General features: G+C 63.2%; 27 protein-coding genes. 12 read left to right on the top strand and 15 right to left on the bottom strand.

The annotated features are described in order from the left end of the window. Positions 1-47 precede the first annotated feature (47 nt). The 8 genes from RCH22_RS21035 to RCH22_RS21000 form a co-directional block, all read right to left on the bottom strand. Complete coding sequence (locus RCH22_RS21035; RefSeq protein WP_327015672.1) at positions 48-464, bottom strand: DUF4913 domain-containing protein; 417 nt, start codon at positions 462-464, stop codon at positions 48-50. Next, on the bottom strand, positions 461-2,281 hold the full coding sequence (locus RCH22_RS21030) for a TraM recognition domain-containing protein (protein WP_327015671.1): 1,821 nt from the start codon (positions 2,279-2,281) through the stop codon (positions 461-463). The genes RCH22_RS21035 and RCH22_RS21030 overlap by 4 nt, the downstream gene beginning before the upstream one ends. Then, complete coding sequence (locus tag RCH22_RS21025) at positions 2,278-3,735, bottom strand: ATP/GTP-binding protein (RefSeq protein WP_327015687.1); 1,458 nt, start codon at positions 3,733-3,735, stop codon at positions 2,278-2,280. Before RCH22_RS21025 ends, RCH22_RS21030 begins: the two co-directional genes overlap by 4 nt. Positions 3,736-3,947: 212 nt before the next feature. Then, positions 3,948-5,447, bottom strand: a complete 1,500-nt coding sequence (locus tag RCH22_RS21020; protein ID WP_327015670.1) for an SCO6880 family protein — start codon at positions 5,445-5,447, stop codon at positions 3,948-3,950. A gap of 14 nt (positions 5,448-5,461) precedes the next feature. Further along, positions 5,462-7,051, bottom strand: coding sequence for a hypothetical protein (locus RCH22_RS21015; protein ID WP_327015669.1), 1,590 nt, complete (start codon positions 7,049-7,051; stop codon positions 5,462-5,464). A gap of 1 nt (position 7,052) precedes the next feature. Further along, positions 7,053-7,781: a hypothetical protein gene (locus RCH22_RS21010; protein ID WP_327015668.1), complete on the bottom strand. Its 729-nt coding sequence runs from the start codon at positions 7,779-7,781 to the stop codon at positions 7,053-7,055. Between the two features lie 30 nt (positions 7,782-7,811). Beyond that, the gene (locus RCH22_RS21005; RefSeq protein ID WP_327015667.1) at positions 7,812-8,114 is read right to left on the bottom strand and encodes a hypothetical protein; all 303 of its coding nucleotides are present in this window, start codon (positions 8,112-8,114) and stop codon (positions 7,812-7,814) included. A 2-nt stretch (positions 8,115-8,116) separates the two neighbouring features. Further along, positions 8,117-8,743: a DUF6668 family protein gene (locus RCH22_RS21000; protein ID WP_327015666.1), complete on the bottom strand. Its 627-nt coding sequence runs from the start codon at positions 8,741-8,743 to the stop codon at positions 8,117-8,119. Positions 8,744-8,922: 179 nt separating this feature from the next. Between RCH22_RS21000 and RCH22_RS20995 the strand changes: the two genes are divergently transcribed. The 6 genes from RCH22_RS20995 (at position 8,923) to RCH22_RS20970 (ending at position 12,981) form a co-directional block, all read left to right on the top strand. Next, positions 8,923-9,198: a helix-turn-helix domain-containing protein gene (locus RCH22_RS20995; protein WP_327015665.1), complete on the top strand. Its 276-nt coding sequence runs from the start codon at positions 8,923-8,925 to the stop codon at positions 9,196-9,198. Then, positions 9,195-10,460: a chromosome partitioning protein gene (locus tag RCH22_RS20990; RefSeq protein ID WP_327015664.1), complete on the top strand. Its 1,266-nt coding sequence runs from the start codon at positions 9,195-9,197 to the stop codon at positions 10,458-10,460. The genes RCH22_RS20995 and RCH22_RS20990 overlap by 4 nt, the downstream gene beginning before the upstream one ends. 20 nt (positions 10,461-10,480) lie before the next feature. Continuing rightward, positions 10,481-10,963 carry a hypothetical protein gene (locus tag RCH22_RS20985; protein ID WP_327015663.1) on the top strand — a complete coding sequence of 161 codons (483 nt, stop codon included), beginning with the start codon at positions 10,481-10,483 and terminating at the stop codon, positions 10,961-10,963. 1 nt (position 10,964) lies between these two features. After that, entirely contained in the window at positions 10,965-12,050 is a 1,086-nt protein-coding gene (locus RCH22_RS20980; RefSeq protein ID WP_327015662.1) for a M23 family metallopeptidase, read from the top strand. Positions 12,051-12,126: 76 nt separating this feature from the next. Further along, the gene (locus RCH22_RS20975; RefSeq protein WP_327015661.1) at positions 12,127-12,690 is read left to right on the top strand and encodes a helix-turn-helix domain-containing protein; all 564 of its coding nucleotides are present in this window, start codon (positions 12,127-12,129) and stop codon (positions 12,688-12,690) included. A 60-nt stretch (positions 12,691-12,750) separates the two neighbouring features. After that, positions 12,751-12,981: a hypothetical protein gene (locus tag RCH22_RS20970; protein ID WP_322135128.1), complete on the top strand. Its 231-nt coding sequence runs from the start codon at positions 12,751-12,753 to the stop codon at positions 12,979-12,981. Positions 12,982-13,370: 389 nt separating this feature from the next. Here RCH22_RS20970 and RCH22_RS20965 read toward each other — a convergent pair whose 3' ends face one another. Then, positions 13,371-13,625 carry a hypothetical protein gene (locus RCH22_RS20965; RefSeq protein ID WP_327015660.1) on the bottom strand — a complete coding sequence of 85 codons (255 nt, stop codon included), beginning with the start codon at positions 13,623-13,625 and terminating at the stop codon, positions 13,371-13,373. A gap of 1,839 nt (positions 13,626-15,464) precedes the next feature. Beyond that, positions 15,465-16,607 carry a glutathione-independent formaldehyde dehydrogenase gene (locus RCH22_RS20960; RefSeq protein WP_327015659.1) on the bottom strand — a complete coding sequence of 381 codons (1,143 nt, stop codon included), beginning with the start codon at positions 16,605-16,607 and terminating at the stop codon, positions 15,465-15,467. A 404-nt stretch (positions 16,608-17,011) separates the two neighbouring features. Here RCH22_RS20960 and RCH22_RS20955 point away from each other — a divergent pair, with 404 nt between their 5' ends. Further along, the gene (locus tag RCH22_RS20955; RefSeq protein WP_327015658.1) at positions 17,012-17,374 is read left to right on the top strand and encodes a hypothetical protein; all 363 of its coding nucleotides are present in this window, start codon (positions 17,012-17,014) and stop codon (positions 17,372-17,374) included. Between the two features lie 136 nt (positions 17,375-17,510). Here the strand turns inward: RCH22_RS20955 and RCH22_RS20950 are convergent, their stop codons facing one another. From RCH22_RS20950 to istA, 3 genes are read right to left on the bottom strand one after another with little or no spacing between them, the layout of a single operon-like run. Then, complete coding sequence (locus RCH22_RS20950; RefSeq protein ID WP_327013000.1) at positions 17,511-17,792, bottom strand: hypothetical protein; 282 nt, start codon at positions 17,790-17,792, stop codon at positions 17,511-17,513. Then, on the bottom strand, positions 17,789-18,520 hold the full coding sequence (istB, locus tag RCH22_RS20945) for an IS21-like element helper ATPase IstB (RefSeq protein WP_327012999.1): 732 nt from the start codon (positions 18,518-18,520) through the stop codon (positions 17,789-17,791). Before istB ends, RCH22_RS20950 begins: the two co-directional genes overlap by 4 nt. Next, on the bottom strand, positions 18,517-19,998 hold the full coding sequence (gene istA / locus RCH22_RS20940) for an IS21 family transposase (protein ID WP_327015455.1): 1,482 nt from the start codon (positions 19,996-19,998) through the stop codon (positions 18,517-18,519). Before istA ends, istB begins: the two co-directional genes overlap by 4 nt. Positions 19,999-20,076: 78 nt before the next feature. On the opposite strand from istA, the gene RCH22_RS20935 reads away from it, so the two are divergent. Further along, a complete protein-coding gene (locus tag RCH22_RS20935; protein ID WP_327015686.1) occupies positions 20,077-20,529 on the top strand; it encodes an SsrA-binding protein in 453 nt (150 codons plus the stop codon). 28 nt (positions 20,530-20,557) lie between these two features. Here the strand turns inward: RCH22_RS20935 and RCH22_RS20930 are convergent, their stop codons facing one another. After that, on the bottom strand, positions 20,558-21,925 hold the full coding sequence (locus RCH22_RS20930; protein ID WP_327015657.1) for an NAD-dependent succinate-semialdehyde dehydrogenase: 1,368 nt from the start codon (positions 21,923-21,925) through the stop codon (positions 20,558-20,560). Positions 21,926-22,340: 415 nt separating this feature from the next. Continuing rightward, positions 22,341-23,057 (bottom strand): HAD-IA family hydrolase, encoded by a 717-nt coding sequence (locus RCH22_RS20925; protein WP_327015656.1) that lies wholly within the window; start codon positions 23,055-23,057, stop codon positions 22,341-22,343. 345 nt (positions 23,058-23,402) lie between these two features. Between RCH22_RS20925 and RCH22_RS20920 the strand changes: the two genes are divergently transcribed. The 4 genes from RCH22_RS20920 (at position 23,403) to RCH22_RS20905 (ending at position 25,480) form a co-directional block, all read left to right on the top strand. Continuing rightward, positions 23,403-23,555 (top strand): hypothetical protein, encoded by a 153-nt coding sequence (locus RCH22_RS20920; protein WP_327015655.1) that lies wholly within the window; start codon positions 23,403-23,405, stop codon positions 23,553-23,555. 16 nt (positions 23,556-23,571) lie between these two features. Then, positions 23,572-23,760: a hypothetical protein gene (locus RCH22_RS20915; RefSeq protein ID WP_327015654.1), complete on the top strand. Its 189-nt coding sequence runs from the start codon at positions 23,572-23,574 to the stop codon at positions 23,758-23,760. Continuing rightward, complete coding sequence (locus tag RCH22_RS20910) at positions 23,760-24,695, top strand: DUF3560 domain-containing protein (protein WP_327015653.1); 936 nt, start codon at positions 23,760-23,762, stop codon at positions 24,693-24,695. The genes RCH22_RS20915 and RCH22_RS20910 overlap by 1 nt, the downstream gene beginning before the upstream one ends. Positions 24,696-25,060: 365 nt before the next feature. After that, a complete protein-coding gene (locus tag RCH22_RS20905) occupies positions 25,061-25,480 on the top strand; it encodes a DUF3846 domain-containing protein (protein WP_327015652.1) in 420 nt (139 codons plus the stop codon). Positions 25,481-25,571 lie beyond the last annotated feature (91 nt).

The raw sequence follows: 25,571 nt of genomic DNA, 5'->3' as shown, positions 1-25,571 counted from the left end.
CCGCAGCCGGCCCCAGATTCGAGCGTCGAATTGAGGCTGAGTAGAGGTCAGCCGAGGCGCATATCGGGGAAGAGACCCGCGGGCGGCACGGTGTAGGGCAGAGGCTCGCCCGCCTTGTTCGCGTCCTCCGACTTCGCGAATGGCCCTTCGGTACTCATCAGGATGGGCATGTGGTGATCGGCGTGCTCGATCCACCAGACACTTGAGCCGGTTGCGGCGTCGAGTCTTAGGTGCTCCCACGCGCGCCAGAGAGCGTCGATCCGTGCCAATGCTTCCGGGTAGTTCCACCAGTCGGCCGCCCACCGGAAACTAGCGTTACCGGGCCCGACGCGACGGGCGTACATGTGGATGAGGCGTTCTCGCACGAACTCGTCAGACGAGCCGTAGAACAACTGGGGGGTCTCCTCTGCCGGCTCAGTTTCGTTGGCATTCTCGTCCTCGCGGAAATCATCAAATTCGCTCACAGCTCGTCCTCCTGTCTCGGAGCGGCGTCCAACCACGCTTGGGCGCCACCGTCCGGTAGCAGCCGGCGCTCCGGTGGTGTAGCGGCGAGGGGGCGGCTGGCGGGGTCGTGCGCAGCAATGGAGGCCCGCACGGCGTCAGCGTGTGGTCCTTTCATCCAGGGCACGGTTTCGATCAATGTGGCGGGGGCGCCTGAGGCAAAGACGACAGCGCGGCCGCGCGGCATTGCTCCGAGATCCGCGACGTCCAACGTGCGCTCGCGCTGCACTTGGTGAGAGGTTGACCGTTGGCCGCGGCCGACGCTTGTGGAGAGTGTGTGTTTGTCGTAGTCGCCGATCAGCTGGGATAGCTCGCCCAGGAATTCCGGCTCCTTCACACCGCCACCGTAGACGGCGATGTTGGATGCCGACCAGAGCTTGCGCATGCCGTCCCGTCCCCACACTTCAACGCCCTGTGACCACGATTGCAGAATGGTCATCAGGATTATTCCGCGCGAGCCGTAGTGCGAGTACAAGTCGGGGAGGCCGTGCCAGCGGCACACGTTTGCCGCTTCGTCGAGAACGCCGAGCAGGGGCGTCGTGAGACGTCCGCCTGGCTGTGTGGTGGCCAGTTCTTCGGCGGCTTCGACGGTTGCCGCGGTGAGCGCGGTGACGAGCGGCCCGGCGGTGCCCTTGCCTTCCTTCGACAGGCTGTACAGGGTGTCGTTGCTGCGCACGAATGTGTGTGGGTCGAACTGGGGTCGTCGATCGGAGGCCATGTTGCCGCCCAACGGGGTCACCCACTGCGCGATCGCGCGGACCTTCAGGCACGATGCCATCTGTGCTGCGGTGCCGTATACGCTGTCGCGTCGGCGGGCCTCACCGTTGACCTGGCCATCGACGGCGTCGGCCATTTGGTCGTATCCGTGGGCACGCAGGATATCGACGGGTGCCTCATCGCCCGGTGTTGTCGTCCAGGTGAATACCTTCGTGATCGAGAGTCCTTCGACGGCGGCGGCGAGGAGGAAGCCGGCCAGGAGGTCTTGGCCGGCGTTGTCGAAATAGGGGTCGGCGCGTGCGTCGCCGGCACGGGAACCGGTGGCGAAGTGTTCGGCCAACTTCGCTGCCTTCACGTCGTCGGTGACGTAGCTGAGGGGGTTCCACCACCAGGTTGGTTCCTCGAGCGCGATGCGTTGCGGGTCGAAGGCCCACACGTGGCTGCCGTTCGCCGCGCGCACGTCGCGGGTGGCATCGAGCACGTCGCGCTTGTTCGAGGTCGTGAGAACGGCGCCGGGAGCCGACAAGATGGCGGGAATGGCGCGGCTCGTTGATTTTCCGGTGCGGGGGCCCCAGATATCCACGTGCATATCCTCAGGGGATCCGTAGAGTTTCCGCCGACCCGCCACGGTGATGCCGATGGGCACGCCGAGCCAGTCGGTGATGCCGAGGCGCTGCGCTGTCGCTTTGGCGCCGGTGGCAGAGAGGGCGTGCAGGTCACGGCCCTTGCCCATGTGCGTGGCCGCCCCGTCGACGTTGCTGCGTCGACGTCGCGCGCGCGTGATGGCCACAGCCAGGAGGACGGCGAGCACGACCACGCCGGCGAGTGTGCCCACGAGGATCCAGGTGCCGGATGCGGGCCAGCGAAAATTGCCGCGGAGGAGCCCGAAGAACAGGACGAACGGGTCTGATGTGAGGCCGGGGTTTACCCCGTCCAGTTGTGATCCCCACGTCACGGCCAGCCAGATCGTGCTCAGCGTCACAGTGACGAGTGCGAGGGCGACGATCAGGAGGATCGTTTGCCCGTCGATTCCATTTTGGTTCCGCCGGTTCGATGCGCTCACGCTGCGCCTTCTTCTTCGATCGCGGCGCTGTGACTTTCTGTATCGAACTCGTGCGCGACCTTCGCCGCGTCTTCGAGTCCGATGACGGGGTTTGATTCGTCTGGCTCTGGGAAAGGTGCCTGAGCGTGCCAGAGCTTGTTGGTGTCGTTGATCGCGCGTTCAGATTCGATCAGTTCGACTTTGAGTGGGATGCCGGGGTGTCCGCCGACTTTGATGAGGAATTTGCCGCGGCCGGGAGGTTCGGACTCGCGGCCTGATCCGGAGTCCCAGGCGCCGGGGTCTTGCCATGATGTGAGCAGTTCCTGTTCGGCGCGGGAGAGCGGTACCGCGCTGGTGAGCATGGGCATTTCAGCGCCGGGGAGGCCTCCGGCGATGACCATGCCGGAGCGCTCAACGAATCCGCGGGCCTTCATCCGTTCCGATTCTGTGGGGAGTGCGAGGAGGTCACTCATTGTGTGTGAAATCATTGCCAGCCCGACACCGCGCTGCCGGTTGAGCCGGGTGAGCGCGTCCACACGGTCGACCATGCCCTGGCCGGCGCGCAGCGCCCGCCACAGCTCGTCGAGCACGACCAGGTAGTGCCGGCGTGGTTCCAAGCCGGCATCCGCTAAAGCGTTCGCGATGTTGACCGTTCCAAATCCTGCCGACCAGCAGGCCAGGAGGATCGCGGCCTGCATATCGGTGTCGGAATCATCGATCGAGGACACGTCGTAGACGACGGGAAGGTCCCGCCTCATGGGCACGTCGGTGTGGTGGGAGAAGACTTCGCCTAGACGGCCGCCGGTGGTGAGGCTGATGAGTGAAGCTTCCAACTCTTCCGTGATTCGCTTGTACTGCTCATCGTCGCCGCGGTCCAGGGCCACAGCCCGAACCTCAGAGGGCGCCTCTTGGATGACGCGTAGCAGATCGCCCAGCACGGGGACGCCCTCGTTGCGTTCGTCGAGCACGGTGAGGGCGCGGTCGATAATCGACTCTTCACGCGCAGATGGTGGTTCCTTCCGCAGGATCGTCAGCAAAGCGGACACCATTGTCTGTCGGCGCCCGTGAGCGTCGGCGAGCACCATTTGGCGCTCCTTTTCCTTGCCAGCACGGCGCAGCCGCTCGGCGGCCGCAGTCGCCTCGCCTGGATCGAGAATGTTCAGGTGTCCGCGACCGCGGCCGAGGGTGATGACCTGCCCGCCCAAGGCGCGAATCATGTCTACGTAGTCGGGCTTCAAATCGCCTAATACCAGCGGCAGATTCCCCAGGCCTGCCCCGCCGGCCGCCATACGGCGCACCAGCGTTGACTTCCCGAGGCCGGGGAGACCGAGCACGAAGACCGAGGGGTTGGAGATGAGGCCAGCATCCTGGAACCACGAAATCGGGTCTGCGCACACCGTCGCCCCGGTGAAGAGCTGTAAGCCGAGAGGAACACCGATCATCGGCGTTCCCGTACCGACCGAGAATGGGTGCATTCCGCACACCTGAACTGTCGTGCCACGCCACTCGTCGGCGGGCTGGATAACGTTCGCCTCGCCGCGGCCGCGGCCGAGCCAGCCGCGCGGGCCCGGACGCTTGATCGACGGCTTCTTCGCAGCAGCCAGGTCAGCTCTCGTTTTCTTGGGCTGGGCTAGCTTCCGAGGCTTCGACCTGGCGGCGTTCCGGCGGGTGGGATCGATCGCTGGCATTACAGCTGCTCCCTTACTTCGGACGGGACACGGAGGTGTCTGGGCAGTACCAGACCAAGCGGAAGTGCCGCAGCGAAAGCGGAGTCTTGCGAACCATGAACGACGCGCAGACGCAACCGTGCGGTGGCGGATAGATTATCGATCGCGGCTTTCGCGTCAGCCGCGTGAGCGGCGTCCGTCACCGTGGCGGTGACGAGCATCCCGAAGTTGACCAGGCCCGCACCGGAGGCTTCTTCCTGGGCCGTGGCGAGGGCTGCCCGCGTTGCGGTCATGCTCCGTGCGGTCGGCTTGTCCGAGGACTGCAAGTTGAACGTCGACGCCCTCACGTCTGCCTCGACGATCGCCGCGGCCTTCGCTGCGTCGATCGGCCGGTAGAGCAGAGTGACCCGCTTGCGGGCTACGTCGCGGTGAGGTGCGAGCAAACGGGCCAGGATACTCGAGGGGACGTTGCCGCGCGGGGCGCCGCTCATCATCCACGTCACTGAGACAGCGGAGTCGTGCCGGTAGGTGTCCCAGTTCGCTTGATGGGCGGTCGGGCCAACTTCTGGCCAATAGAGCTCTGGCGGCTCACCCGCCGCGTTCGCGTCGTCGATGAGGCGAGCTGCAGCCGGGTCGTAAGCGACCCGGATGACCTCGCACAATTCTTGTGCGCTCAGCGGGTGCGTCGCTCCAGCGCCCGTGGCAGACAGGCCTTGAGTGAGCCCAGGAAGACGCGAAGCCAGCTCCCGGCCCATCTCATCAGCGGTGCGTTTTTTACCGCCCATACGAGCTGCAGCGTTGAACGTGATGGCCACAAACGCCTTGATCGTTGCCGAGCCGGCCGGATACTGCTCCACCAGCTCGTTGAGAATGCTCTTGGCGAATTCCGGTGCATTCGGGTCTATCCGACTCGTGACCTCACGGCGCAACCGGGTTCCCGTGTCGGGGGCTGTCTCGATCGTGACCGAGACCGCTTCGATGCCTGGCTCATCGCCGAGGCTCGCCAGCCACATGCCCCACTCTGCAACCCACACGTCGACCTGTTCACGGTCAACGAGCGCCGCACCGTCAGGCTCCGTCCCGACGACCACTGTGTAGTCCGACGTCGCGGGCACCTGGACGAGCGCGAAGGGCCGGTTGTAGCTGTCACGCCATTCCGTCAGGCGTGAACCGGCGGCCAAGCCCGGGAGCTGGGCTGTGCCCCAGTCTGCGCGGCCGAGCGGCCCCGACCGATACAGATGTGTCCCCTGACTTTTGGTAACCATCCATCCCACCCGTGTGGCCGTGCGCATCAGCATGCTTTGACCGTGCTTGTCCTTGACCGCCACAGTCAGCAGGAACAAGGCGAACATCGCGGCGGTCAACACGCCGTTGAGAATGTTCGACGCCATTGTGATCACAACGGCGAAACCTGTCCCCACGAACAGAATGGTGGTGCCGATCGCGCTCAGACCCAACAGGCCCGCGGTTTTCGGTTTCGTCCAGTTCCCGTAGCTACGCGGTGCGCTTTCGCTTGTCATCAGTGAACCTCCTACTACGAGCCGCTAGGGCCGTACGAATCATCGGTAGCGCCCTGCACGGCGCCTCTCGCGGCACTGGATGCCGCCTTGGCAGTGCTGCCCGCAATCTGTGCGCCCATCACGATCGGCGCGGCAGGACCAGCCGCGGCCGAAGCACCGCTAGCGCCCGCACCGCCAGCACCAGCGGACGCTCCGCCTCTGGCCGCAGCACCAGCTCCGGCCCCCGCACCGTTCGCGGAAGCCGCGCTTCCGCCGCCTCCACTGCTCGCACCAGCTGGCGAAGGGGAGGGACTAGCGGTTTTGGCTCCGCCTCCACCCGCGCCACTGGGCGGGCTCTCGCTGCGACCGCTGGACTGCGAGGACGCGCTACCTGCCCGCTTCACGGCCCCGGATGCCATTTCTCCGACTGCTCCACCTCCAGCTGCAGCGAGAGCCATCCCAGCGTTTCCGCCGCCGTTCACGGCGCCCGTCATCGGGGCCACGAATTTCAGCAGCGCCGGCAACGCGATGAGGGCCATCATCATCAACGCCAAACCCGTGAGGATCGACCACAAGCCCTGACCGTCTTTGGTGAACGCGTCAGAACTGATGAGTTGGAACGCGGCCGCATAGATCAGCGCTGCGGCGGGCTTGTAGAGGATGAACGCAATCGTCCAGCCAATCACCTTGCCAAACCACTGCTTGCCCGTCTGAGTGTTCGTGAAGCTCGCCGTCACGGGAAGTACGCCCGCGAGGATGACGAGCAGACCACCGCGGACGACCATCAGCGCAACCTGCACGTAGGTCATCAGCAGCGCGAGGGACGCGAGAATCAGCGTCCCGATCAGTCCCACACCGGGACTGACCGCCGTTCCGATGGAGAGCATTTTGGCCAGATTTGTTCCAAAGCAGGTTGAGTCGCCAGAGTCCGAGACGCTGCAATTCGTTGCACCGTCGAGAATCCAGATCGAGAACGCGTCGGCCGCGGTAACAGCGAGGGTGATGACCGCTAATCCTGTGCCCGATACGACGATGAGGGTAATGAGCGATTGCAGTAGATCTTTGCCCGGCTGTGCGCGCTGCTCCCAGGCCATGCGGATGCCGCCGATGATCACTGACAGCACTGCGAGTGCCCCCACGTAGTACCAGAGAGAATTTTGCAGGAAACCGACCGCCGACGATGACCCTCCCGGGGCCGTCGCGCCGAGCAGCCCGCCAACAAGCGCGGACGCACCCGAAATGAGCATGATGGCAATGAAGATGATGCCGAGTGTGCCCACGCTGCGCATGCCTTCACCGCGGCGGCTGCGCAACGCGATCAACGCCCCGAGGGCGATGATTGAAAGCACCGCGAGGGCCAACCCGATGTAGGTCACGTAGCTCAGAATCGTCGTGAACGCGTCCGAGCCAGGAGGCGCGCTCAGCGCCTTGTTCGTGGCATTGCCGGCAGTGAGTACAGGGGTCGGAACGGACACCCACATCGTTCCGATCGTGGCCATGACCTTCCCGAAGCCCTCGAGAACTTGGTTGGTTAGTTCCTGAACGGCGTCATTCGACGCCTTGGAGATAATGCCGCTCGCACCTTCGCCCAAGCAACCCAGCGGGTCGACTAGAGGACTGCACATCTCAAACTCCTGCCCACGGAATGTATCCGCCTAAGTTCTTCAGCGGCGAGGAGGTGTAGGGGAAGGTGCCCTTGTCCGTCAGCACAATCTTCCAGTCACCACCTATCCAGTGCAGGACTGTGGGTAGGCTCACAAGAACGCCGTTTTTTGAGGTCACAGTCCACGCAACATCAATGACGGCTTCTTGGCCGTCGTATGAGTTGATCTTGAACCCGGCCACTTGGAGGCGCGTATCCGAGGGCGCTGTGGGCGACGATGTGGCGGCCGCAATGGCTGCATCACGTCCCGCCCCTGGCTCCACTAGGGAGGGAAGCTTGGGAATATTGCGAGCGTCTGACGACAGTGCGAACCAATTAACGGCCGCGTATAAAGCACCTTTGGCGGTGTGGGCATAGCAGCTGCGGAAGCCCTCGTCAGTGACTCCAGGCCCAGCGGACGTCGGCTCGGTTGGTGCCGCTACCGTCCCGACGAGTTCCCATTCATTTTTGGGAGCTTGAGTGAGCGTGCTCTTGGTTTCGAACCCGTCGAGACCGCATACGCTCTTGTCGCCCGCAACGGCAGTTGACGTCGACGAGGGCACGTTTGATGGTGTTGCTTTGGGGTCATCGCTGCTGCGGGCAAGGGATGATATGAGGACGATGATCGCGGCGAGGGCGATGACGCCAACCACGATTGAAGCGGCGATGAAGCCTCGTCCGCGGAACGGGCTTCTTGGCTCAATGTTGGTCATGCGTCACTCCTTCGAGAGCGGGGACAGTGGCTAGGAGCCGGAAATGAATCCGACGAGAGCGGTTGCCGCGCCGATGATCATGACGCCGACAAGTATTGATACGAAAGTCTTGACGTGCTCGCCCCCTTCGCCGCGGCGTGAGTTAAACATGAACATCACGGCGACCGCGATCAGAGAAAGAATGGCCGCGATCAGGCCGACCCACTTGGCCCAGGCAAGGATCGTACCTACGGCCTCGAACCCGGGAGGGGCGACAGGCGCCGGGTCTGGGAGTGCGGCCAGCAGAGGCCCCAGGGCGTTAAGGACGTCTACGCCGGCAGTAGAGAGGGACATTGTTAGGCCTTTCGGTTGTGAGTGGGAGCGTTCGGAAGGGCCAGGGAAAGATCTGCGAAGAGTTCGCGGAATTCTTTGGGGAGTTGATCGTCAGCGGTCGCGGGACCGAGACGCCAGGCGTCTACCCAAGGCAGATGCCAGACGCGGGGCACGCCCCCGGCGATGAGCTGTTCCAAATCGCGGAGTGCCTTCGGCCGGCGGCCGGGCGCATCCGCGACGAGCACGAGGCCAGCGAGTTGCACGCTGTTACCGAGAGTGTTGGCGGCCCATTCGGTCGCGGCCCGCTGTGCGGCCGTCAGCCCCGAGTAGTTGGTGCGCGCCACGAGCACAACGCGGTGCGTCGTACCGGGCGTGACCGGCATGGGCCACGCGTGATCGGCGGGGCGTGTGCCGACGGCGAGAGTCGTGAGTGTTGATTCGCCCGCACCGCCATGGACTCCGAGCCACCAGACCGTTGCCGGCCACACCGCCTCGCGGCGGGGCAGGCGATCGGCGGTGTCCGGTTCGGGTACTCCCAGCTGAGGTGCAGTGGCCCCGAATCGTGCATCACGGCGCGGCTGAGGCTCGGCGGCAACGCCCGGCTCAGGCGGCTGTTCTGGGCCAATGAGCCACGGGTTCTCGTTGGTCATGCGTTCATCCCCCTCCAGTGGTGGTCGACAGCAATTCTTTGCTGTCACACCGCCAGCCCCCATAATGAGTTCATCCGTCCCCCCATTTCGGGGTGCCTCACGCTTTAAAGCATAATACCTAAAATGGTCTCATTTGTACTTATGTGTGCAAATTTGACCAATTCGGATATCATCGGAGCGTGGAAGACATTTCAGTGGCGTCGAGCTGGCCCGACACTATGCTGCGCGCCTATGGCGACATGCTCAGTGTCAGTGACGTCGCGCACGTCCTCAATCTGGAGGAACGCAACGTGCGAAACCTCCTGACGAGTAGCGCCGCGAGCACGCGGCTGCCGGGCGTGAAAATCGGTAAGAGCTGGCGGATCGCCCGCGACCAACTGCGCACCTATCTGCTTAGCCATCACAACCAAGACGCTGCACTCAGCTCATCCGTCGCCGAGAGAGGCCTGTCATGATCGACACCGTTCCCCTGTTTCCCAAGATCGAGGCCACGGTTGCCGCGGACGCGACCGGATCCGTTTCGATCAACGGCATATCCCAGTCCGTGTCGGGAGCTGATGGCCAGGCGGTGAGGGCGGAAATCCTCGCCCTCGTTACCGCCGCCGCAAACGACTTGGGGCGCCCCGTGCGACTCACCACCCGTGACGCGCTCGGTGAGCAACTCTTGGCAGTGCACCCAGATGGGCGTGTGGAGGCTCTGACTGACCTCGACGCATCTGCCGCTGTCATCACGCCAACACCCCCCACCTCCGTTGAGGCTCTACCCCCCGCTGCGGTAACAGCGAGGTTGACGCTCAACGATTTCTTGCAGTCGCGGCCGCCGGCGCCCGTGGGCCCCGCAGCGATGGGCTGGCAGGGCGTAGTGAGGCGCCTCACCGGCGGCCTGGTCTCGCCCTCACCCAGCGCGTTCGAGCTAAGCCACCGGGTCGCGATTGAGAGCGTTCAACGCTCTCTGCGCGGCCCGCGTACTGTCGTCGTCATCAATCCAAAGGGCGGAGCTCACAAGACCACCGCAACGCTCCTCCTCGCAGCCACATTTGGAACCCACCGCGGCGGCTCCACGCTCGCGTGGGACAACAACGAGACTCGGGGCACGCTTGGATGGCGGGCCATCCCGGCGCGCCATCAGAACACGGCCGTCGACCTGCTCCGCGACCTCACCCGCTTCAACGACGTTCGCAACGCCCAGCTCGGAGATTTGGACAACTACGTTCGAGCGCAGGGCTCGATGCAGTTCGACGTGCTTGCCTCCGACGAGGACGCTAAGGCATCATCGACCATCGATGCCACGGCGTTCAATGAGCTACATGCCACGCTCAGCCGGTTCTACCGGGTGATTGTCGTTGACACGGGCAACAACATGCGGGCCTCCAATTGGGAAGCTGCGCTGGACGCAGCCGATCAGGTCGTGATCGTCTCCACTATCCGTGAGGACACTGCCGCCAGCGCTGCATGGCTTGTTGACGGGCTCTATGAAAAGGGCCACGCCGAGAAGGTGCGTAACGCTGTCACCGTGCTCGCGGCCCCGTCGAAGCTGGTCGACCCACAACTGAGCCGTCGTCTCCACGGTCACTTCGCTTCGCTGACCCGCGCCGTGCTCGACGTGCCGCATGACCAGGCACTCGTCGACGGCGGTACCCTCAACTTTGACGCGCTCTCCCCGGCGACGCGCGAAGCGTGGCTCCAGGTCACCGCGACAGTGGCGAACGGGCTATGAAGCGTGCCACAGCAGCAACGATGACCGTCGCAGTCCTCCTGACGCTGTCCGGGTGCGTCGGCACCACGCCGTCGTCGTCTTCCAGTCCCGATGGCTCGAATACCGCATCGGCGCTGACGCGCGGCCCGAACCCGGCCCCGCCCAAGGATGACGCGGCGGTGGCTCCCGTACCGGAAGCCGCCGCGGCGAGTCAGACGGCGGCTATCGCTGCCGCCGAAAAAGCAGTCACCGCATTCGGTCAGCCCGGCCTCCGTTACCGGGCATGGATCGATGGCCTCTACCCGCTCATGACGCAGGCCGGCGCCGCTGCTTACGAAGGCACCGACCCCGTTAACGTGCCTGTTCATCACGTAACTGGCGCCGGCATGATTCACGACGGCTCCACCGAGTTCGCGCTCATCGTGCAGGTTCCCACCGACGCCGGCCTCTACAACGTGAGCCTGAGCCGTACGAGTCCGACCGCGCCGTGGCTCGCTGACCGCATCCGTCCAGCAGGCGCATAACATGACGGAGCCACGAGGGAAGGGTGCGCTGATCCTGATTGGCGCGCCGCTCGTGCTCCTGTTGGCCTTCTTCGTCCTCATTGTCCTGCTCCTGTCGGGAGGGACTGCGGCTACCGCGTGCTCAGGGCCGGCGGGAACCGCCGACCCTGAGCACGTGCCCGCGGAACCTGTCGCTGGCTATGCCAGCGCCCAACTGAAAAACGCCGCGCACATAATGAACGCGGCCAGCGCACTGGACCTGGGCCGCAACGCCCAGGTCATCGGAGTGATGGTCGCCATGGGCGAATCCAGCCTGGTTGCGCTGGACAGAGGTGATACCGCAGGTCCGGACAGCCGCGGGCTGTTCCAGCAACGCGGCAACGGCGCGTGGGGGTCCTACGAAGACCGGATGGACCCGACAATCAGCGCCACCAACTTCTTCAAGGCGCTCATCCCGGTATCCGGTTGGGAAAGCCTCGAGCCCACAATCGCCGCCCACAAAGTTCAGGGCAACGCGGATCCGTACCACTACGCGAGATACTTCACCGCGGCTGATCAGGTTGTGAGGGCTCTTGCTGGAGGGGCCGGCGGAGGCTGTACCTCGGGATCCATCGTGTTTCCGCTCTCGCCTGGCTTCACCATGACCGATGACTACGGGCCGCGCAGCTCGCCCACACACGGAGCAAGCAGCTGGCACCCCGCAGACGACCTACAGCACTTCCCCAATCCGTGCGGCGACCAGATCTACTCGATCACCAGCGGCACTGTCACCTACGTTGGCGGCTACCAGGTCACCATCAAATCCCCCGCCGGCTATGACGTCACGTACATGCACATGAAACTTTCCGATGTTTCCGTGACAGAAGGAGACCGTGTAACCCCCAGCCAGCCGATCGCGCTCGTCGGCAACGAGGGCCCCTCCACCGGATGTCATCTCGACATTCGAATCAATAAAACTGGAAGCACCGACGCGTCCGTTTCTGCCCTCACCGACGGCGTAGCCCAGGGAGGCCCAGCCTCCACCGCCGGGTATGTCAACCCGGAAGAGTTCTACGCCCTATTCGGCATGGAGCTGTGCGCTCCTGACTCCTGCAGGAGGAATTTCTAGTGGCCTCCGCATCGATCTCTAACTACCCGGTTATCAACGCCGCCGTGGTACTGGACCCGCGAACGGTGCACCGCTCATGATGGGTGCCAGCTGCTGGGATAATGCAGGACAGAGAACGGACGGACGGTTTGTCGCCGCCGGTCTTAGCTTTACCCGACCAGCTGACCGCTTTTTCGCCGACTCCGACCGGAACATGAATGAGACAACACCGCCCATGATGGACGATGACGCCTACTGGGAAGCCTTCCCCGAAACGCTCTCGACCACGAACCTTGCGAAGATACTCAGCGTGGGGAAACCTGCTGTGCTTGCCCGCTTGAAAAGTGGAGTCATTCCCGGGCACCTAATTGTCGGCTCCTGGGTCCTCTTCAAGGTCGAGATTCGCGCGTGGCTCGAATCAACGAGCAACCAGCCCTCTTCCGAACCGCCGCCGCCCGTCGATGTGCTCGCCGGCTACGACGACGAAATGAGCTACCGCGACCTCATGCTACTCATGGGCAAAACGAAGCAGACGATCTACACCTGGCTGCACAACGGTGAGATTCCCGCGTTCCACGTCGCTAACCGGTGGATCATCCGCAAATCTCAGCTGCGACAGAAGCTCCGCGAGACAAGCAATCAAGTTAGCCGGGAGGACTAATGTCCGACACGCCGAACCAATGTCGAGATAACTGTTACCGGTTAGCGGTTGAGTAGACCCATGCGTACATCAAACGGTGGAAGGAAGTCCAAGGGAGCCCGCGAGCTTCTTGGCACGCGGCCCTCCTCGCTGCTGGCGGAAGCCGCGCGAGGCCGAGTCGATGAGCTCGGTATCTCGATGAGCGACTATCTTGCGATTCTGCTTGCCCACGACCTCGGCATGCCGGAGTACGCCCCCAAGACCAACATCCTTATTCGTCAGATGGAGCTGCCTATCGCAGACGTCGCTTAAACGAAAAGACCCGCCGCTTTCGCGACGGGCCTTCTAAGTTTCGTAGCTCAAACCTTCTCTTGCTTCCCGGCGGTAGAGGTTGGAGCCAATCAAAAGATCCGGATGAACCGGAGGCTTTTGTGTACCCACTCCGAGGAGGAGGTGTTCTCATAGTAACCGATGTGCACGTTTATGACCTAGTACCTGACTCTTCGACTTTTGTGGGCGTGTCTTCCGAAGGATGGGATGCGTGGGCTTTGACGCGTCGGATGAGCCCGCGTGGTCAGGTTCGTGTGATGAAGCGCGACGCGTATGGGCGTGTGGATGAGAATAGTTACCCTCTGATCCACCGGGTTGGTCCTGCCGCACCCACGACGCCGTGGGCGATGAACCTGGCTGATGAGACCGGGTTATTCCGGGTCCTTTGTTTTGACTTTGATGGCAAGGATAAGCACGGCGTCGACCCTGAGTTGATGGAGGAAGCCGTCGATGAGTGCGACGTGCTCTCCCGCATATTGGATGCCCTCTCGATCGAGCACGTGGTGTGTCAGTCCTCGGGAACGGGTGGCCGCCATATTTGGATCGCGCTCCAAGAGGGCGCTTCGAAGGGTGCGGTTGCCCTGGTGGCGGGTGCGGCGCGGGCGAATTTTCGTCGTTTGGATCATGGCATGTTGCTCAACGCTGTCACGGGTGCGGCGCGGCCGCCCTTGTCTCCGCACCGGGATGGGAGCAGTTCCATCGTGTTGCGTGGGAGTGTGAACAGTTTGATTGCCCCGTCGACCATGATCGCGGACTTGGCCGCTTTGGCCGTGGTGCTTGAGGCGCGTAGGCCTTCCGTTCGGGCGGAGGATAGTGCACCGTCGGGACCGGTCACCGCGCACCACCGGTCGCACCGGCGACTGAGTGCCGCTGGCACCGCGCATATGGCCACTATTGATGGTGGCAGCAACCCGAGCTGGACGGGGTTTATGTGTTTGCTGGCGGCGGCGAACGCGGGTTGGCAGCTGGCCGACGTGGAACACGCCGTGAAAACGGCACCTGGTTTGGAGCATTTCCGGACGAAGAACACCGGGCGCGGTTCCCGTCGGCCCCGGGCTACGGGTGAGGCGCGTGCCCGGCTCGGCCGGCAGTGGGATAAAGCTCAGCAGTACGCCGCGCTCCAACGCCCCCTGCCGGCTGCGCGGGAGCCGCAGGACCTGTCCGAGCTGGACGGGATCGTGACTGACGTTCAGGCCCTCCTGACCCGGTTCCGGGTCAGCCCGGGCCGGTGGGGGCGCACGGAAGCGTCCTCCAATCAGCAAACCATTCTCAGTTCCCTGGCCTACCTGACCTTGCAGACGGGTAAGCGCACTGTGGCCGCCGCGATCCGGGACCTGGGCCCGATGGGGGGCCTGGGACGTACGACCGCAGCAGTGGCTCTCATAGCCCTCGCCAAGGCCGGGTATGTCGAACGGATCAGTGCTAGCGAGGATGGCAACGCCGCTGAATGGCGCCTAGCGTCCACGTTATCCACAGCCCCTCGCACAGTCCGGTCACAACCAATAGATAACCCCCGCCCCCCGCACGAAAACACGTCAGCGCCGGGTCGTTCTGTGGCTGAGCTCTTTAACACCCGGACCCACCTTGTGGCCGTGTTGGAGGAGCAACTCACGGATCAACGACATGATCTCTTCACTCGTGGGGGCCTGGGGCATCTGGCGGGGAAGCTTTATGCCCTGTTGCGGCAGTACCCGAGTCTTACTGTTGATTCCGCTGCTGGTCTTTTGGGCGTCACGGCCCGGCATACGGCCACGATCCTTAGTCGTTTGCGTCGTTATAAGCTCCTGGTTGTTCACCGTGACGGGTGGGCCAGGTCCAAGCAGGATCTCCGAAATCAGGCGGCGTCGCAGCTGAACGTGCTGGGAACCCTGTTGGCTCGGTCGGAGCGGTATCGAATCGAGCGGGAAGTGTGGGCGTGGTGGCAAGCGGAACTGTCCACGATGTATTCAGCCCCGAGGAGTCGGCCGAGGCGCCCGCATGTGTCGAGCCGGCCTTTGTTTGAGGTGAGCGGGCGGGGTGAGCGGGTGTGGCCGCGGTATCCGCGGGCCAGTACGAATCGTGCTGATCACCGTGCTGCGCTCGAGTTGGTGGGTGCGGGTGTGCTCAATCCGGAGAACCGGTGGCAGTACTTGGGTGAGGCGGCGTAACGGGCACCGTTCGAGGACGGGAAGTTGTCCATTAAGTCTTAAATTTCGGGGACGTCATTGCCCGAGATTCAAGGTGTGGGTGCCACCGTTTGGTGAAGCCTGTTTTCGGGTAAGTTGCCGTGATGTTTCGTTGCTTGTGGCTTGGGAGAGCCCCCGGATTGAGGGCAGGTATCTAACATCTGTACCAATCACACAGCCTCCCCTTGTGTTTCACACGCCAGGCAGAACGGGTAACTTTGCGGGCTCGTTTCCCGCTGCCGTGTCATGTCGTGACTTGCGCCGCGAGGGCGGTGTTGACCGGGCTGGTGAGGCTTTGGCCTATTCGGGCTTGAGGATGACTTTTGTCCACCCGTTGGTGCGTTCGTCGAAGTTTTTATAGGCGTCGGCGGCTTTGCTGAGGGGGATCTCGTGGGAAACGATCCAGGATGGCTTGGCCTTGCCCACGGCGATCAAGTCACGCAATTGCCGGTTGTATTTCTTCACCGGGCATTGGCCACTGCCAACATTTTGGCCCTTGAGCCACTGCAGGCCATAGTCGATGGCAAGCTTGCCCTGCTTGGCGTTCTCGTCGAAGCCGCCGGGATCTGCCGGCAGGAAGACACCAACAACGCCGATTCCTCCGGTGATGCGCACGGACTGGATGAGCTGATTCAGCGTCATCGCGGGGTCTTCGGCGCCCTGGGGATCGTGGGCTTGGTAACCCACGCATTCACATCCCCGGTCTGCGCCGATACCCTTGGTCTGGTCCAGCACGAACTGAACCGGGTCCGTCTTCGAGTCATCAATGGCGATCGCACCGATCTGCTCGGCAAGGGCCAGCCGGTCCGGGCGTCGGTCCACGACCCAGACTTTGCTTGCGCCCTTGATCGTGGCAGACAGGGCGGCCATCAGCCCGACTGGACCGGCCCCGTAGATCACGACGGTGTCACCGGGGATCACGCCGGCCATCTCGGTAGCGTGGTAGCCGGTAGGGAAGATGTCCGAGAGCATCACGTAGTCGTTTTGCTTTTCTATGGCATCTTCTCCCAAGCGCAAACAGTTGTTGTCGCCGTAGGGCACGCGCAGCATTTGGGCCTGCCCGCCGGGATACGGGCCCATTCCAGCGAAGCCGTAGGCCGCTCCCGCGCCAATCGGGTCTGGCTGAGTTGTCATGCAGTAATTAGTGAAACCGCGCTCACAGTTCTTACAGAACCCGCAAGAAATATTGAATGGCAGCACGACGATTTCGCCGACCTTTACCTTGTCGACGCCGTTACCGACCTCGATGACCTCGCCCATGTTTTCGTGACCGAACGTGCGTCCAACCTCGAAATCGGTGCGTCCCTCATACATGTGTAGATCTGAACCGCAAATATTTGTGGCCGTGATGCGTACGAGAACGTCAGTGGGACGTTCGATCTTGGCATCGGGAACTTCTTCAACGTTGACCTCATTGGGGCCTTTGTAAACGACGGCTTTCATTTTTTCTTCACTCCTCGAATTTTGGACCGTGAAGGCGGAAGGTCCGTCTTCACTTTCGGAGGTGTACGAAAGATTAATGCCCGGGCAACCTCAAGCCGCCCGCGAATCGCGCATAATTTATGTCTACCACCGTTCCATGTACAGCGCCTTAACCGCCGCAATCACGGCCCCAGCACGACGCCCTCGATGGATACGCCGGGACGTTCCGACTGTCCACGTTTCAACGATTCATGCCGGGAGCGGTCCGACCAGCGGGAATCAGCTACGACCGCGCACTGAAACTGGGAACGTCCCTCTCACACGCCTCCACTGCGCGACGCTATCCACAGATGACTCCGTCACCGCCGCTTCGCCACCACCGGCGCCGAAGCGTCAAGGCCCACCACGAATCGTGAAAAGACCCTATGAGTTTTTTCATACTGGCCGTCAGTATTTATGGGCATGACCGCACCCGGCTGATCATCGGCGCGGACGATGTGTGGAGCAATTTCGACCAGGTTGTTTTGGTCGATGAACAGCTCGACAGCAACATGTTCGCGGCTGTTGTGCGAGATGGCATCGCGCCAGAAGAGCACTATCCCTGCGCGGAGCTGACTACGTCGAACGGGAGCACCTATGCGATGTCGCTTGGTGTGCACCCCAACCATGCCGCCGGCTTCGCCGCTCTAACTCGATTCATGCCCTCGCTCATCGGCACCGGGACCGACGAGGAGACCCAACTCGTGGGCCTCCTGGCTGTGCCACCTTCGGCCAAGGGCGGCTTGTGAATCCGTGAAATATCCGACGAATTTACACGGCAACCCAACCAGAGCACCTGGATGTGTTTTGTCAACTTTAAACCGGCCATTTGAGCGCTAATTAACCTGCCATTGTGGCGCGGTTTCCGGCCATTTGATCAGGTGGTCAGAACGGCTGGTTTGTGGGGTCGGTTTCGTCGCCGTCATCGGCGGGGACGGCGGTGTTTTCGGTGGTCCATCCGGCGTCGGGATCGGCGAAGTCGTCTGGCCAGGGGGCTGGTCGGCCGTTGTCGTCCCACCAGCCTGTCTCGTGGTCGGCTGGCGCGTGGGGGCGCTCTGGTTGGGTGTGATCCTTCATGAAGAAGTCCTGACTGCTGAGGGTGCGTGCGGTGGTTGGCGGGACCGTCGTGGGTCGCGTTCCGGGGTGGCCGGCCTGGTGGCGGGTCATTTCATGAGGGCGTGTTTGACTCGGTAGGACTCGCCGCGGAACTGCAGGAGCCGGCCGTGGTGGACGATGCGGTCGATGACGGCGGCGGCCATGTTGTCGTCGCCGAACACGGTTCCCCAGCGGGAGAACTCAAGGTTTGTCGTGATGATCAGGCTTCGTTTTTCATAACCGTCGGCGATGACCTGGAACAAGAGCCGGGCGCCGTCGGTATCGATCGGCAAATACCCCAGTTCGTCAATGACGACGAGCCGGTTTCTCGCGATCGAGGCAAGTTCCCGATCGAGACGCCCTTCATCCTTGGCGCGGCGCAGCTGCATGACCAACGACGACGTCGTGAAGAAGCGGGCCGGAATACCTTGGCGGCAGGCGGCCGCGACCAACGCAGAGGCAAGGTGGGTTTTGCCGGTTCCGACGTCGCCATAGAGGACGAGGTCCTCGGCCTGGTTGATGAACTCCAGCGACGTCAGCGCTTCCCGGCCGTAGTCCTCGGGGAATTTGACGTTGGTGTAGTCAAACCCCGTCAAGGACTTCAGCGCCGGCAGTCGGGCGGCGCTCAGCAGCCGTTGGCGGCGTGATTCCTGTCGGGATTCGCGCTCGGCCAGAAGCATCCCGTGCAGGTACTCGCGTTGTTTCGGGGTGCCCTTCTCTGCCCATTCGGCCAGCACCGTGCCAGTCAAGGAAGACTGTCGGCCGGTCTCGATGATGTCCTGGACTGTGACGAGGGTCATGCGATTTCTCCCGTCGCGGTGTTGACGGCCGAGAAGATGTCGGTGGTGAAGATGTCATAGACGCTCAAATCCACGTTCTCGACTGCCGGTGTGGTGCCGTCGGCGAGGCGCCGGGCGAGCATGCCTAGTGCGGCGGTGTCGGGGGCGTCTCCGCGCTGGATGAGCATGTCGGCAGCGCCAATCGCGGCGTTGAAACCAGCCGATCCTGAGGCAGCATCGACGGCGCTCAGGAGCCGGCGCCGGTTGGTGGCCGTGGCCGTGTCGAGCCAGTCCCGCACCGGCTCGGGGACGAGGGCTCGCAGCTGAGAGTGGCCCCAGGCGCCGGGTTTAGTCACCAGCAACGGCAGCAGGGCCGCGGGTTCGAAGATGGTCTCGGCCTGCACTCCGAAGGCCCGCGGGAAAGACCGCACCGGCGTGGAATGCTCGTCGAGGATCTCGACGACATCGTGCCGCAACCCAACGGTGAGGGTGCGGCTGTGGAAGGAAGACCCGGCCGCGTAGGTGTTCCCGTCAATGAGTAGGTTCCCCTTCTTATCGGCCGTGCGGTTTTCATAACGCACCGGGTCAAACCCGACGCCGGGCAACACCAGAGACGCCGCGACGTCCTGGGCGAAGAGCTCGCCGATGGGCAGGCCCTTGCGGTAGTGCACGGTCGAAGCCAACGCGAGGCACCTGGCCAGCAACACCTCGTTGAGGCCCTGCAGTGTGGCCGCTTCGGGCTCGGGGACCATCAGGTTGCGGCGGAGGAACCCGACCGCGTTTTCCACGTTCCCCTTCTCATGACCGGAGTACGGATTGCAGTACCGAGATTCGGACCGGTAGTGCATCTTGAATGCACCGAACAGCTTCGTCTCGACGACCTTGGTGCCGACCCGCCGCCCGATGCCAGTGGCGTTATCAAAGACCAGATGCCGAGGCGCAGCGCCAATGTGGTCGAACACGGTGCGCAGGCCATGGCAGACGCACTCGGCCGTTTCACCCCGGTAGGCCTGCACGAAACGCATGTTCGAGAACGGGAACGTGACGACGAAGATGTGCAGGATTTGCCGGACCCCGGCGATGATGGCCTCGGCCTGGCCGAAATCGACCTGCGCGGTCCCCGCCGGCCAGACCAGTTCTGTGAAACCTTCCCCGGCGTGCCGGTGCTGGGCATTCCACTTCCTGACGAAGCGTTGCACCGGGGAATAACTGCCGGTGTAGGTCTCCTCGGCGACGAGGCGGTCAAAGACCCGTTGGGCGGTGTGGCGTTGCTTGCGCGGCCGGCGCTGGTCCTCGCCTAACCACAGCTCAATCGTGTCTTCGAACCCGGTCAACACCGACCCGGCGGGCCGGGGAACGAGAGCTGGTGGCTTCGGTGAGTAGTCGTGTTGCCGGGTGTATTTCACTACCGCGTCGCGGCTGACTCCGAGCCGGCGGGCGATTTCACGGCCCGCAATTCCTTGGGAGTCGAGTGATCTGATATTTTCTTGCACGGACATGGGTACCGTCATCTGCTTCCTAGTTCCTTCCGGCGCGACCGCTTGGCAGTAGACACGTCGAATGGAACCTATCGGGGGGTGGCGGGCCCCTGTCTCCAACACGCTGGAGAGGGCCCCGGCCACCGGGTGATCTCAAACTCTGCGCATTCCCCAAATCCAACGTCGTGGAGGGGGATTGCCTGGCCTGATTTTTACCGCTCTTTTGGCAGGAAACCAGCCGCTAACTTGGCCGGTTTCCTGTGCCGAAACGGCCTACAAAGAGTTGATCACACACACTGGAACAACTACCCGCCCGGGCGCGAGAGCAAGCTGCTGCCTGGGGCGCGGATTGTGAAGATCCACAACAAGGCGACAGTGGTGGATCCACGATCGTACTGCTCTCGCTGTTTTTTGCACGATGGTCACGTGAAGGTCGAACTCGCGGTCGCCCACGAAAAACGTGAGGACCATAAGCGCCAGACGCAACGTGAACGTCAGGACGACCACGAGGCGGCACAAGCAGTTTTCGCGCGCCGCAGGCTCGGCGACTGAACGGTGTTCGCCGGGGTCTGTGTTGGGTCTAGCCGATACGGATGAGTTTCTTATTCACGAACTCGCTGGCACCGTATCGTCCGAGTTCGCGTCCCATGCCGCTTCTTTTCACCCCACCGAACGGCAGTTCTGCGCTGCCGGCGTCGACGAGGTTGACGTAGACCATGCCGGCTTCGATACGGTCGGCGACCCGCAGTGCCTGCTCGGGATCGGTCGTGAACAAGTAGGAGCCAAGCCCGAATGGTGTGTCGTTCGCGAGGGTAATAGCTTCATCCTCTGAGCCTGCCCGGTAGACGGAGGCTACGGGGCCAAAAAACTCCTCGTGGTACGTGTCGTTGTCCCGCATGACATCGGTGAGCACGGCAGGCGGGTAGAAGGCACCAGAGCGTTTGCCCGTGGTCGCCAGGGTCGCTCCCTGCGCGACCGCGCGCTCTACCTGCTCCTCAAGATGCTCGGCCGCGCCGAGGGACGAGAGGGGTCCGTAGTCTGCACCGGGAATGGTGGGGTCGCCGGGTGAGTTCGCAAGGATGGCGGCGGTGAACTTCTCCGTGAATTCATCGTAAAGTTCATCGATCACAATAAATCGCTTAGCTGCGTCGCAGGCCTGCCCGCTATTGCGGAGGCGACCGGCGACGGCGGCAGCTACTGTTGCGGCCATGTCGTCGGTGCTCAGCAGGATGAACGGGTCTGACCCACCCAGTTCCAGCACGACCTTCTTGAGGTGGCGACCGGCCACTTCGGCAACGGCCGCGCCGGCGCCCTCCGAACCGGTGAGAGAGACGCCCTGTACCCGCGGGTCGGCGATGATCGTGGCGACCTGCTCGCTGTCCGCATACACATTGGTGTAAGCGCCAGCCGGGAAGCTTGCATCGTGGAAAATTTGCTCAATCGCCGCCGCCGACTCCGGGCACTGCGACGCATTCTTGAGGATGATCGTGTTGCCGATCATGAGGTTAGGTCCGGCGAAGCGCGCAACCTGATAGTACGGGAAATTCCATGGCATGACGCCAATCAGCACGCCGAGAGAGTTGGAGCGCATGAAGGCGGAACCCTCGCCGCTGAGAAGGGTAATTGGTTCGTCCTTGAGGAATTCCTGCGCGTTGTCGGCGTAGTAACGGTAGATGTCGGCGGAGTAATCGATCTCGCCGAGCGCTTGGTCGACGGGTTTTCCCATCTCGCGCACGATGATGGCCGCCAGCTTGTCACGGCGCTCCTCATGCAAATCGCCGACCCTGCGCAGGAGAGCGGCCCGCTCGTCGGTTGAAGAGCTGCGTGACCAGCCGCGGTGGGCCTCATCGGCCGATGCGATGACCTGCTCAATTTCATCATCAGAAATCTGGGGGTAAGTTTTGATGGTTTCGCCTGTGGCGGGGTTGACAACGGCATGGTGGCTCACGAGCCACCTCCTTTCACGGTCGGACTACTGTTCCGGAATTTGGCACGTGAAACTAGCCAACCATGTTCGCGGAATTTGTCAAGGCGAATAAGACCAGTGGAAGTTGTGGCGGCTAGTTTCGTCTCGGTGTGATCTTCTCAGTCTGCTGCGTTGTCAATTCAGCCGGTACCGCATTGATAACTTCAGCAAGGACGTAAATGGCCAATAGTGTGCGTCAGGGACGCTGGTAGTCATGCCGACAATGTCTGCTCTCGAAGGAGCGTTCTGCCGCAGTGCACCATGGCGTCTTGCAGCGCGCCGCGTCGTCTCGCAGGTAATACAGGGTGTTTCGTTCACCGGTGACGATCTTGAGATCGGAGAGGGTATCCGCCGTAGCTTTTTTGTGTGCCTGCGGTGTTCTCGGTATTGGCTGGCGTTACTCGGGAAGTAGTTCGAACTTGACGCCGTTGTGCTGCACGACGATGCGTAGCCTGTCCAGGCTGGTCACGACGAGATCGGCGTCCAGGTCGGCTGCGTCATGGGTTCCTTCGACGCCGATGGTGGCACAGCCGGCCGCGCGCGCGGCTTCGAGGCCGGCCGGTGCGTCCTCGACGACGAGGCAGCGGGCCGGGTCGAACCCGAGGCGGGCGGCAGCTTCGAGGAATGGTTCGGGGAAGGGCTTGCCCCGGCCCGTGTCCTCGATAGTGATGATGGTCGCCGGTGTCGGGACGCCCGCGGCGGCCAGGCGAACGAGGCAGAGCTCTCGGGTGGCGGAGCTGACGATCGCCCGCCGGTGCTCGGGGATGCTCGCGAGCAGGGGCCCGGCACCGGGGAGGACCCTGATGCCCATCGTGTCGGCGAGCTCGATCTGGGTCAACCGGATGACCGCGTCGTCGATCTGATCGGCCGGAATCAACGTGGCCAGCATCTGCCGGGCCGGCACCCCGTGGCTGGCACCCCGGAATGACGTGCCAAGGCCGGCTTCTTTGGCCCAGCTCAGCCAGGACCGGTTCACGGCGTTGGTCGAGTCCACGAGCGTCCCGTCGTTATCGAACAACACTGCCTCGAACACCCGTCCGAGGAGGGTGTTCTCTTTGTCGGGTGAGGTGCGGGGTGTGTGGGGTTTGGTCGGGTCGGCCGTGAGGTTGGTCATGGGTGTCCTTTCCCGAAGTCGCGGTGCACGGCCCCGGATACCCCACAATTCTCTCCCTCTCGCGCTCCCCCGGGCGGAATATCACCGTGATACCAGTCTCGAAACCGTGACGGTGATGCCGTCAAGAGCAATTGGAGCCGCTGCACGGCACTGTCCGATGGGCTTTTTGTCCTTTCTGGCGTTTCACCGTAGCTGCCTTCCGTGCCTTGCGTCACCCAAATTCTCGGACGCGCCCTGCGGGCTTATTTCGCCCGCGAATTCGTGCACTCCGGCACTTCCGGTCGCTATCGATTTCTCTTGCCAGATAGGGCAAAAAAACAGTTGTTCACGAAGGAGAGAGAACCCATGGCTGAGACCGATTACTACAACGAGAACACCTACCCCCGGGAGCGCTACGCCAGCGGGTGTGCCTGCAGCGGGTGCCGGTCCGAAGGTGCCGTAGACATTCAGCCGGGCGAAACCTGCACGGCCACCCGCTACGCCGACAGCGTCGCTTAGATCGAGGGAAAAACTCATGCTCACAATTCAGATTCCGCCCCTGACTCCCGGAGTGCTCGGGGCCGACAACCTGCTCAGCAGCGCCGACATGTCGACGTTCTGGAACAGCCAGAGCTACCCCAACCCCAGAAGCCGGTTCGTCATCGTCATGACCCCGAACGGCTCCCGCGTCAACGCCTGCGCAACCCCGAGAGGAACCCGCTAATGCTCACCATCACCCACACCCACGAAGCCGGAACCCTGATTGCGGGCACCAGCCGGGGCGACGGCACCGCCGAGGTTCTCAAGTCCGCCGGATGGCGCTGGGGGCGCAGCATCAACGCCTGGTTCGTCCCGCAGTCCCGCGACCGCCTGCCCAAGCTGCACACCATCACCCGCACCAAGTCGGCACTAGAAGCGGCCGGGTGCGAGGTCGAAACGGAAATCGATAGCAGCCACCGCCCGACCGCTGAGGTCGAGGCCGGAAAGATCGAGCGTCAGGCCGACCGGGTCGACGCCCTGGCCGCCAAGGCAGAGCGTAAGAGCCGCGCCGAAGACGCCGCATGGGCCAACGCCCGCGCCGCACACAATCGCCTGCCCGAAGGAGGCGAACCGATCAAGGTTGGCCACCACTCCGAAGTACGCCACCGCAACGCGATCGCCACAGCAGATAACGCCATGCGCACGTCAATCGGGGCCAGCGCAGATGCCACCACCGCCCAGGCCCGCGCCGACGCGGCCACCCACACCACCACCGCCCGATATAGCCCGGTCACCGTGGCCAACCGCATCGAGACGTTGGGCGCTGAGCTCCGCAAGCTCGAGCGCCGCGTAACCGCCCCGTGCTACGACGACACCCGCGGTTACATCGACGCCACGGCCGAGCAGCTGACGGCCCGGGCGGCACGCCTCGCACCGCACATCGAGGAGAAGCGCGACCAGATCGCCTATTGGGAGGCCGTGCGCGCCGCCCAGGTTGAGAGTGGCAAGGCCACCGGCTACGACCGTTCCACGGTCAAGAAGGGAGACCGGGTGAAGATCCGCGGCCAGTGGCGCGAAGTCGTGCGCGCCAACGTCAAAACGGTCAGCGTCACCACCGGCTACACGTGGACGGATACCGCCCCGTATGCGGAAATTCAGCAGCTCGTGCAGCCCGAGTAAGCACGTTGCAGCAGCCGGCCCACCCAAGGGCCGGCCGCGAGGGGGCATCCCCTCACACTCCCCCACCAGGTGAACCCGCCACGGAGGCCGGATCCCCGCGGACCCGGCTACGCCGGCCAGCCCTTTTCAAGACTTTTCTTCCCTTGGTGGCTGGTCATCGTAGTTCGCTTCGTGCCTGCGTCACCCACACTCTCGCACGCGGTCGCAGGCTCCCTTATTTCGCACGAGGCTGCGGGCACTACGGCACTCCCGCTCTCAATCGATTTCTCTTGCCACCCAGGGCAGAAAAACGGTGGACGACCCAACAACCACTGCCCAGAGAACCCGGGACCCCGGGCCACTCACCAAGCGAGAGAGAGAACCCCATGACCACCACCATCCGCAGCATCAAGATCACCCCAACCGACACCATCACCACCCTGAACCTGGGCCAGAGCAACATCGGGACGGACATCAGCGCCGCCATCGGCTGCTCGATGTTCGACGTCGTCGGCCTGGCCGACGACATCGACCTCTTCGTCGATGATGAAGGACTCATCAACGGGTCCACCCTGAACCTGCCCGCGACCGTGCTCGCCCACCGGCTCGGCTCCCCCACCGTCATCTTCGGCACCGCGATCGCCGTCAGCGTCACCCCAGACGACGAAACCGTCGGCCTCACCCACAGCCAGCTCACCAGGATCCAGACTGCACTCGCCCAGACACCCGACCCAGGCACCATCGACACCCTCGTTGAAAGCCTGTCCCCCTTCCCCACCATCGTGGGCATGCTGCGCAACATCTAACCGCGACAACCGGCTGGCCCTCACGGGCCAGCCGGTGAGGGGCGACCCCTCACACTCCCCCACCAGCGCGGCGAGGGACATCTCTTCAGCG

The sequence above is a fragment of the Cryobacterium sp. GrIS_2_6 genome (assembly GCF_035984545.1).
In the GTDB taxonomy this organism is placed as follows: Bacteria; Actinomycetota; Actinomycetes; order Actinomycetales; family Microbacteriaceae; genus Cryobacterium.
This window is presented reverse-complemented; position numbering and strand designations above follow the sequence as displayed.

Excerpts from the sequence above, each read along its gene's own strand:
- RCH22_RS21025 (WP_327015687.1), bottom strand. The coding sequence starts at position 3,735 with ATGCACCCATTCTCGGTCGGTACGGGAACGCCGATGATCGGTGTTCCT.
- RCH22_RS21020 (WP_327015670.1), bottom strand. The coding sequence starts at position 5,447 with ATGACAAGCGAAAGCGCACCGCGTAGCTACGGGAACTGGACGAAACCG.
- RCH22_RS21015 (WP_327015669.1), bottom strand. The coding sequence starts at position 7,051 with ATGTGCAGTCCTCTAGTCGACCCGCTGGGTTGCTTGGGCGAAGGTGCG.
- RCH22_RS21010 (WP_327015668.1), bottom strand. The coding sequence starts at position 7,781 with ATGACCAACATTGAGCCAAGAAGCCCGTTCCGCGGACGAGGCTTCATC.
- RCH22_RS21005 (WP_327015667.1), bottom strand. The coding sequence starts at position 8,114 with ATGTCCCTCTCTACTGCCGGCGTAGACGTCCTTAACGCCCTGGGGCCT.
- RCH22_RS21000 (WP_327015666.1), bottom strand. The coding sequence starts at position 8,743 with ATGACCAACGAGAACCCGTGGCTCATTGGCCCAGAACAGCCGCCTGAG.
- RCH22_RS20990 (WP_327015664.1), top strand. The coding sequence starts at position 9,195 with ATGATCGACACCGTTCCCCTGTTTCCCAAGATCGAGGCCACGGTTGCC.
- RCH22_RS20985 (WP_327015663.1), top strand. The coding sequence starts at position 10,481 with ATGACCGTCGCAGTCCTCCTGACGCTGTCCGGGTGCGTCGGCACCACG.
- RCH22_RS20980 (WP_327015662.1), top strand. The coding sequence starts at position 10,965 with ATGACGGAGCCACGAGGGAAGGGTGCGCTGATCCTGATTGGCGCGCCG.
- RCH22_RS20975 (WP_327015661.1), top strand. The coding sequence starts at position 12,127 with ATGATGGGTGCCAGCTGCTGGGATAATGCAGGACAGAGAACGGACGGA.
- RCH22_RS20970 (WP_322135128.1), top strand. The coding sequence starts at position 12,751 with ATGCGTACATCAAACGGTGGAAGGAAGTCCAAGGGAGCCCGCGAGCTT.
- RCH22_RS20965 (WP_327015660.1), bottom strand. The coding sequence starts at position 13,625 with ATGATCCAAACGACGAAAATTCGCCCGCGCCGCACCCGCCACCAGGGC.
- RCH22_RS20960 (WP_327015659.1), bottom strand. The coding sequence starts at position 16,607 with ATGAAAGCCGTCGTTTACAAAGGCCCCAATGAGGTCAACGTTGAAGAA.
- RCH22_RS20955 (WP_327015658.1), top strand. The coding sequence starts at position 17,012 with ATGAGTTTTTTCATACTGGCCGTCAGTATTTATGGGCATGACCGCACC.
- RCH22_RS20950 (WP_327013000.1), bottom strand. The coding sequence starts at position 17,792 with ATGACCCGCCACCAGGCCGGCCACCCCGGAACGCGACCCACGACGGTC.
- istB (WP_327012999.1), bottom strand. The coding sequence starts at position 18,520 with ATGACCCTCGTCACAGTCCAGGACATCATCGAGACCGGCCGACAGTCT.
- istA (WP_327015455.1), bottom strand. The coding sequence starts at position 19,998 with ATGTCCGTGCAAGAAAATATCAGATCACTCGACTCCCAAGGAATTGCG.
- RCH22_RS20925 (WP_327015656.1), bottom strand. The coding sequence starts at position 23,057 with ATGACCAACCTCACGGCCGACCCGACCAAACCCCACACACCCCGCACC.
- RCH22_RS20920 (WP_327015655.1), top strand. The coding sequence starts at position 23,403 with ATGGCTGAGACCGATTACTACAACGAGAACACCTACCCCCGGGAGCGC.
- RCH22_RS20915 (WP_327015654.1), top strand. The coding sequence starts at position 23,572 with ATGCTCACAATTCAGATTCCGCCCCTGACTCCCGGAGTGCTCGGGGCC.
- RCH22_RS20910 (WP_327015653.1), top strand. The coding sequence starts at position 23,760 with ATGCTCACCATCACCCACACCCACGAAGCCGGAACCCTGATTGCGGGC.
- RCH22_RS20905 (WP_327015652.1), top strand. The coding sequence starts at position 25,061 with ATGACCACCACCATCCGCAGCATCAAGATCACCCCAACCGACACCATC.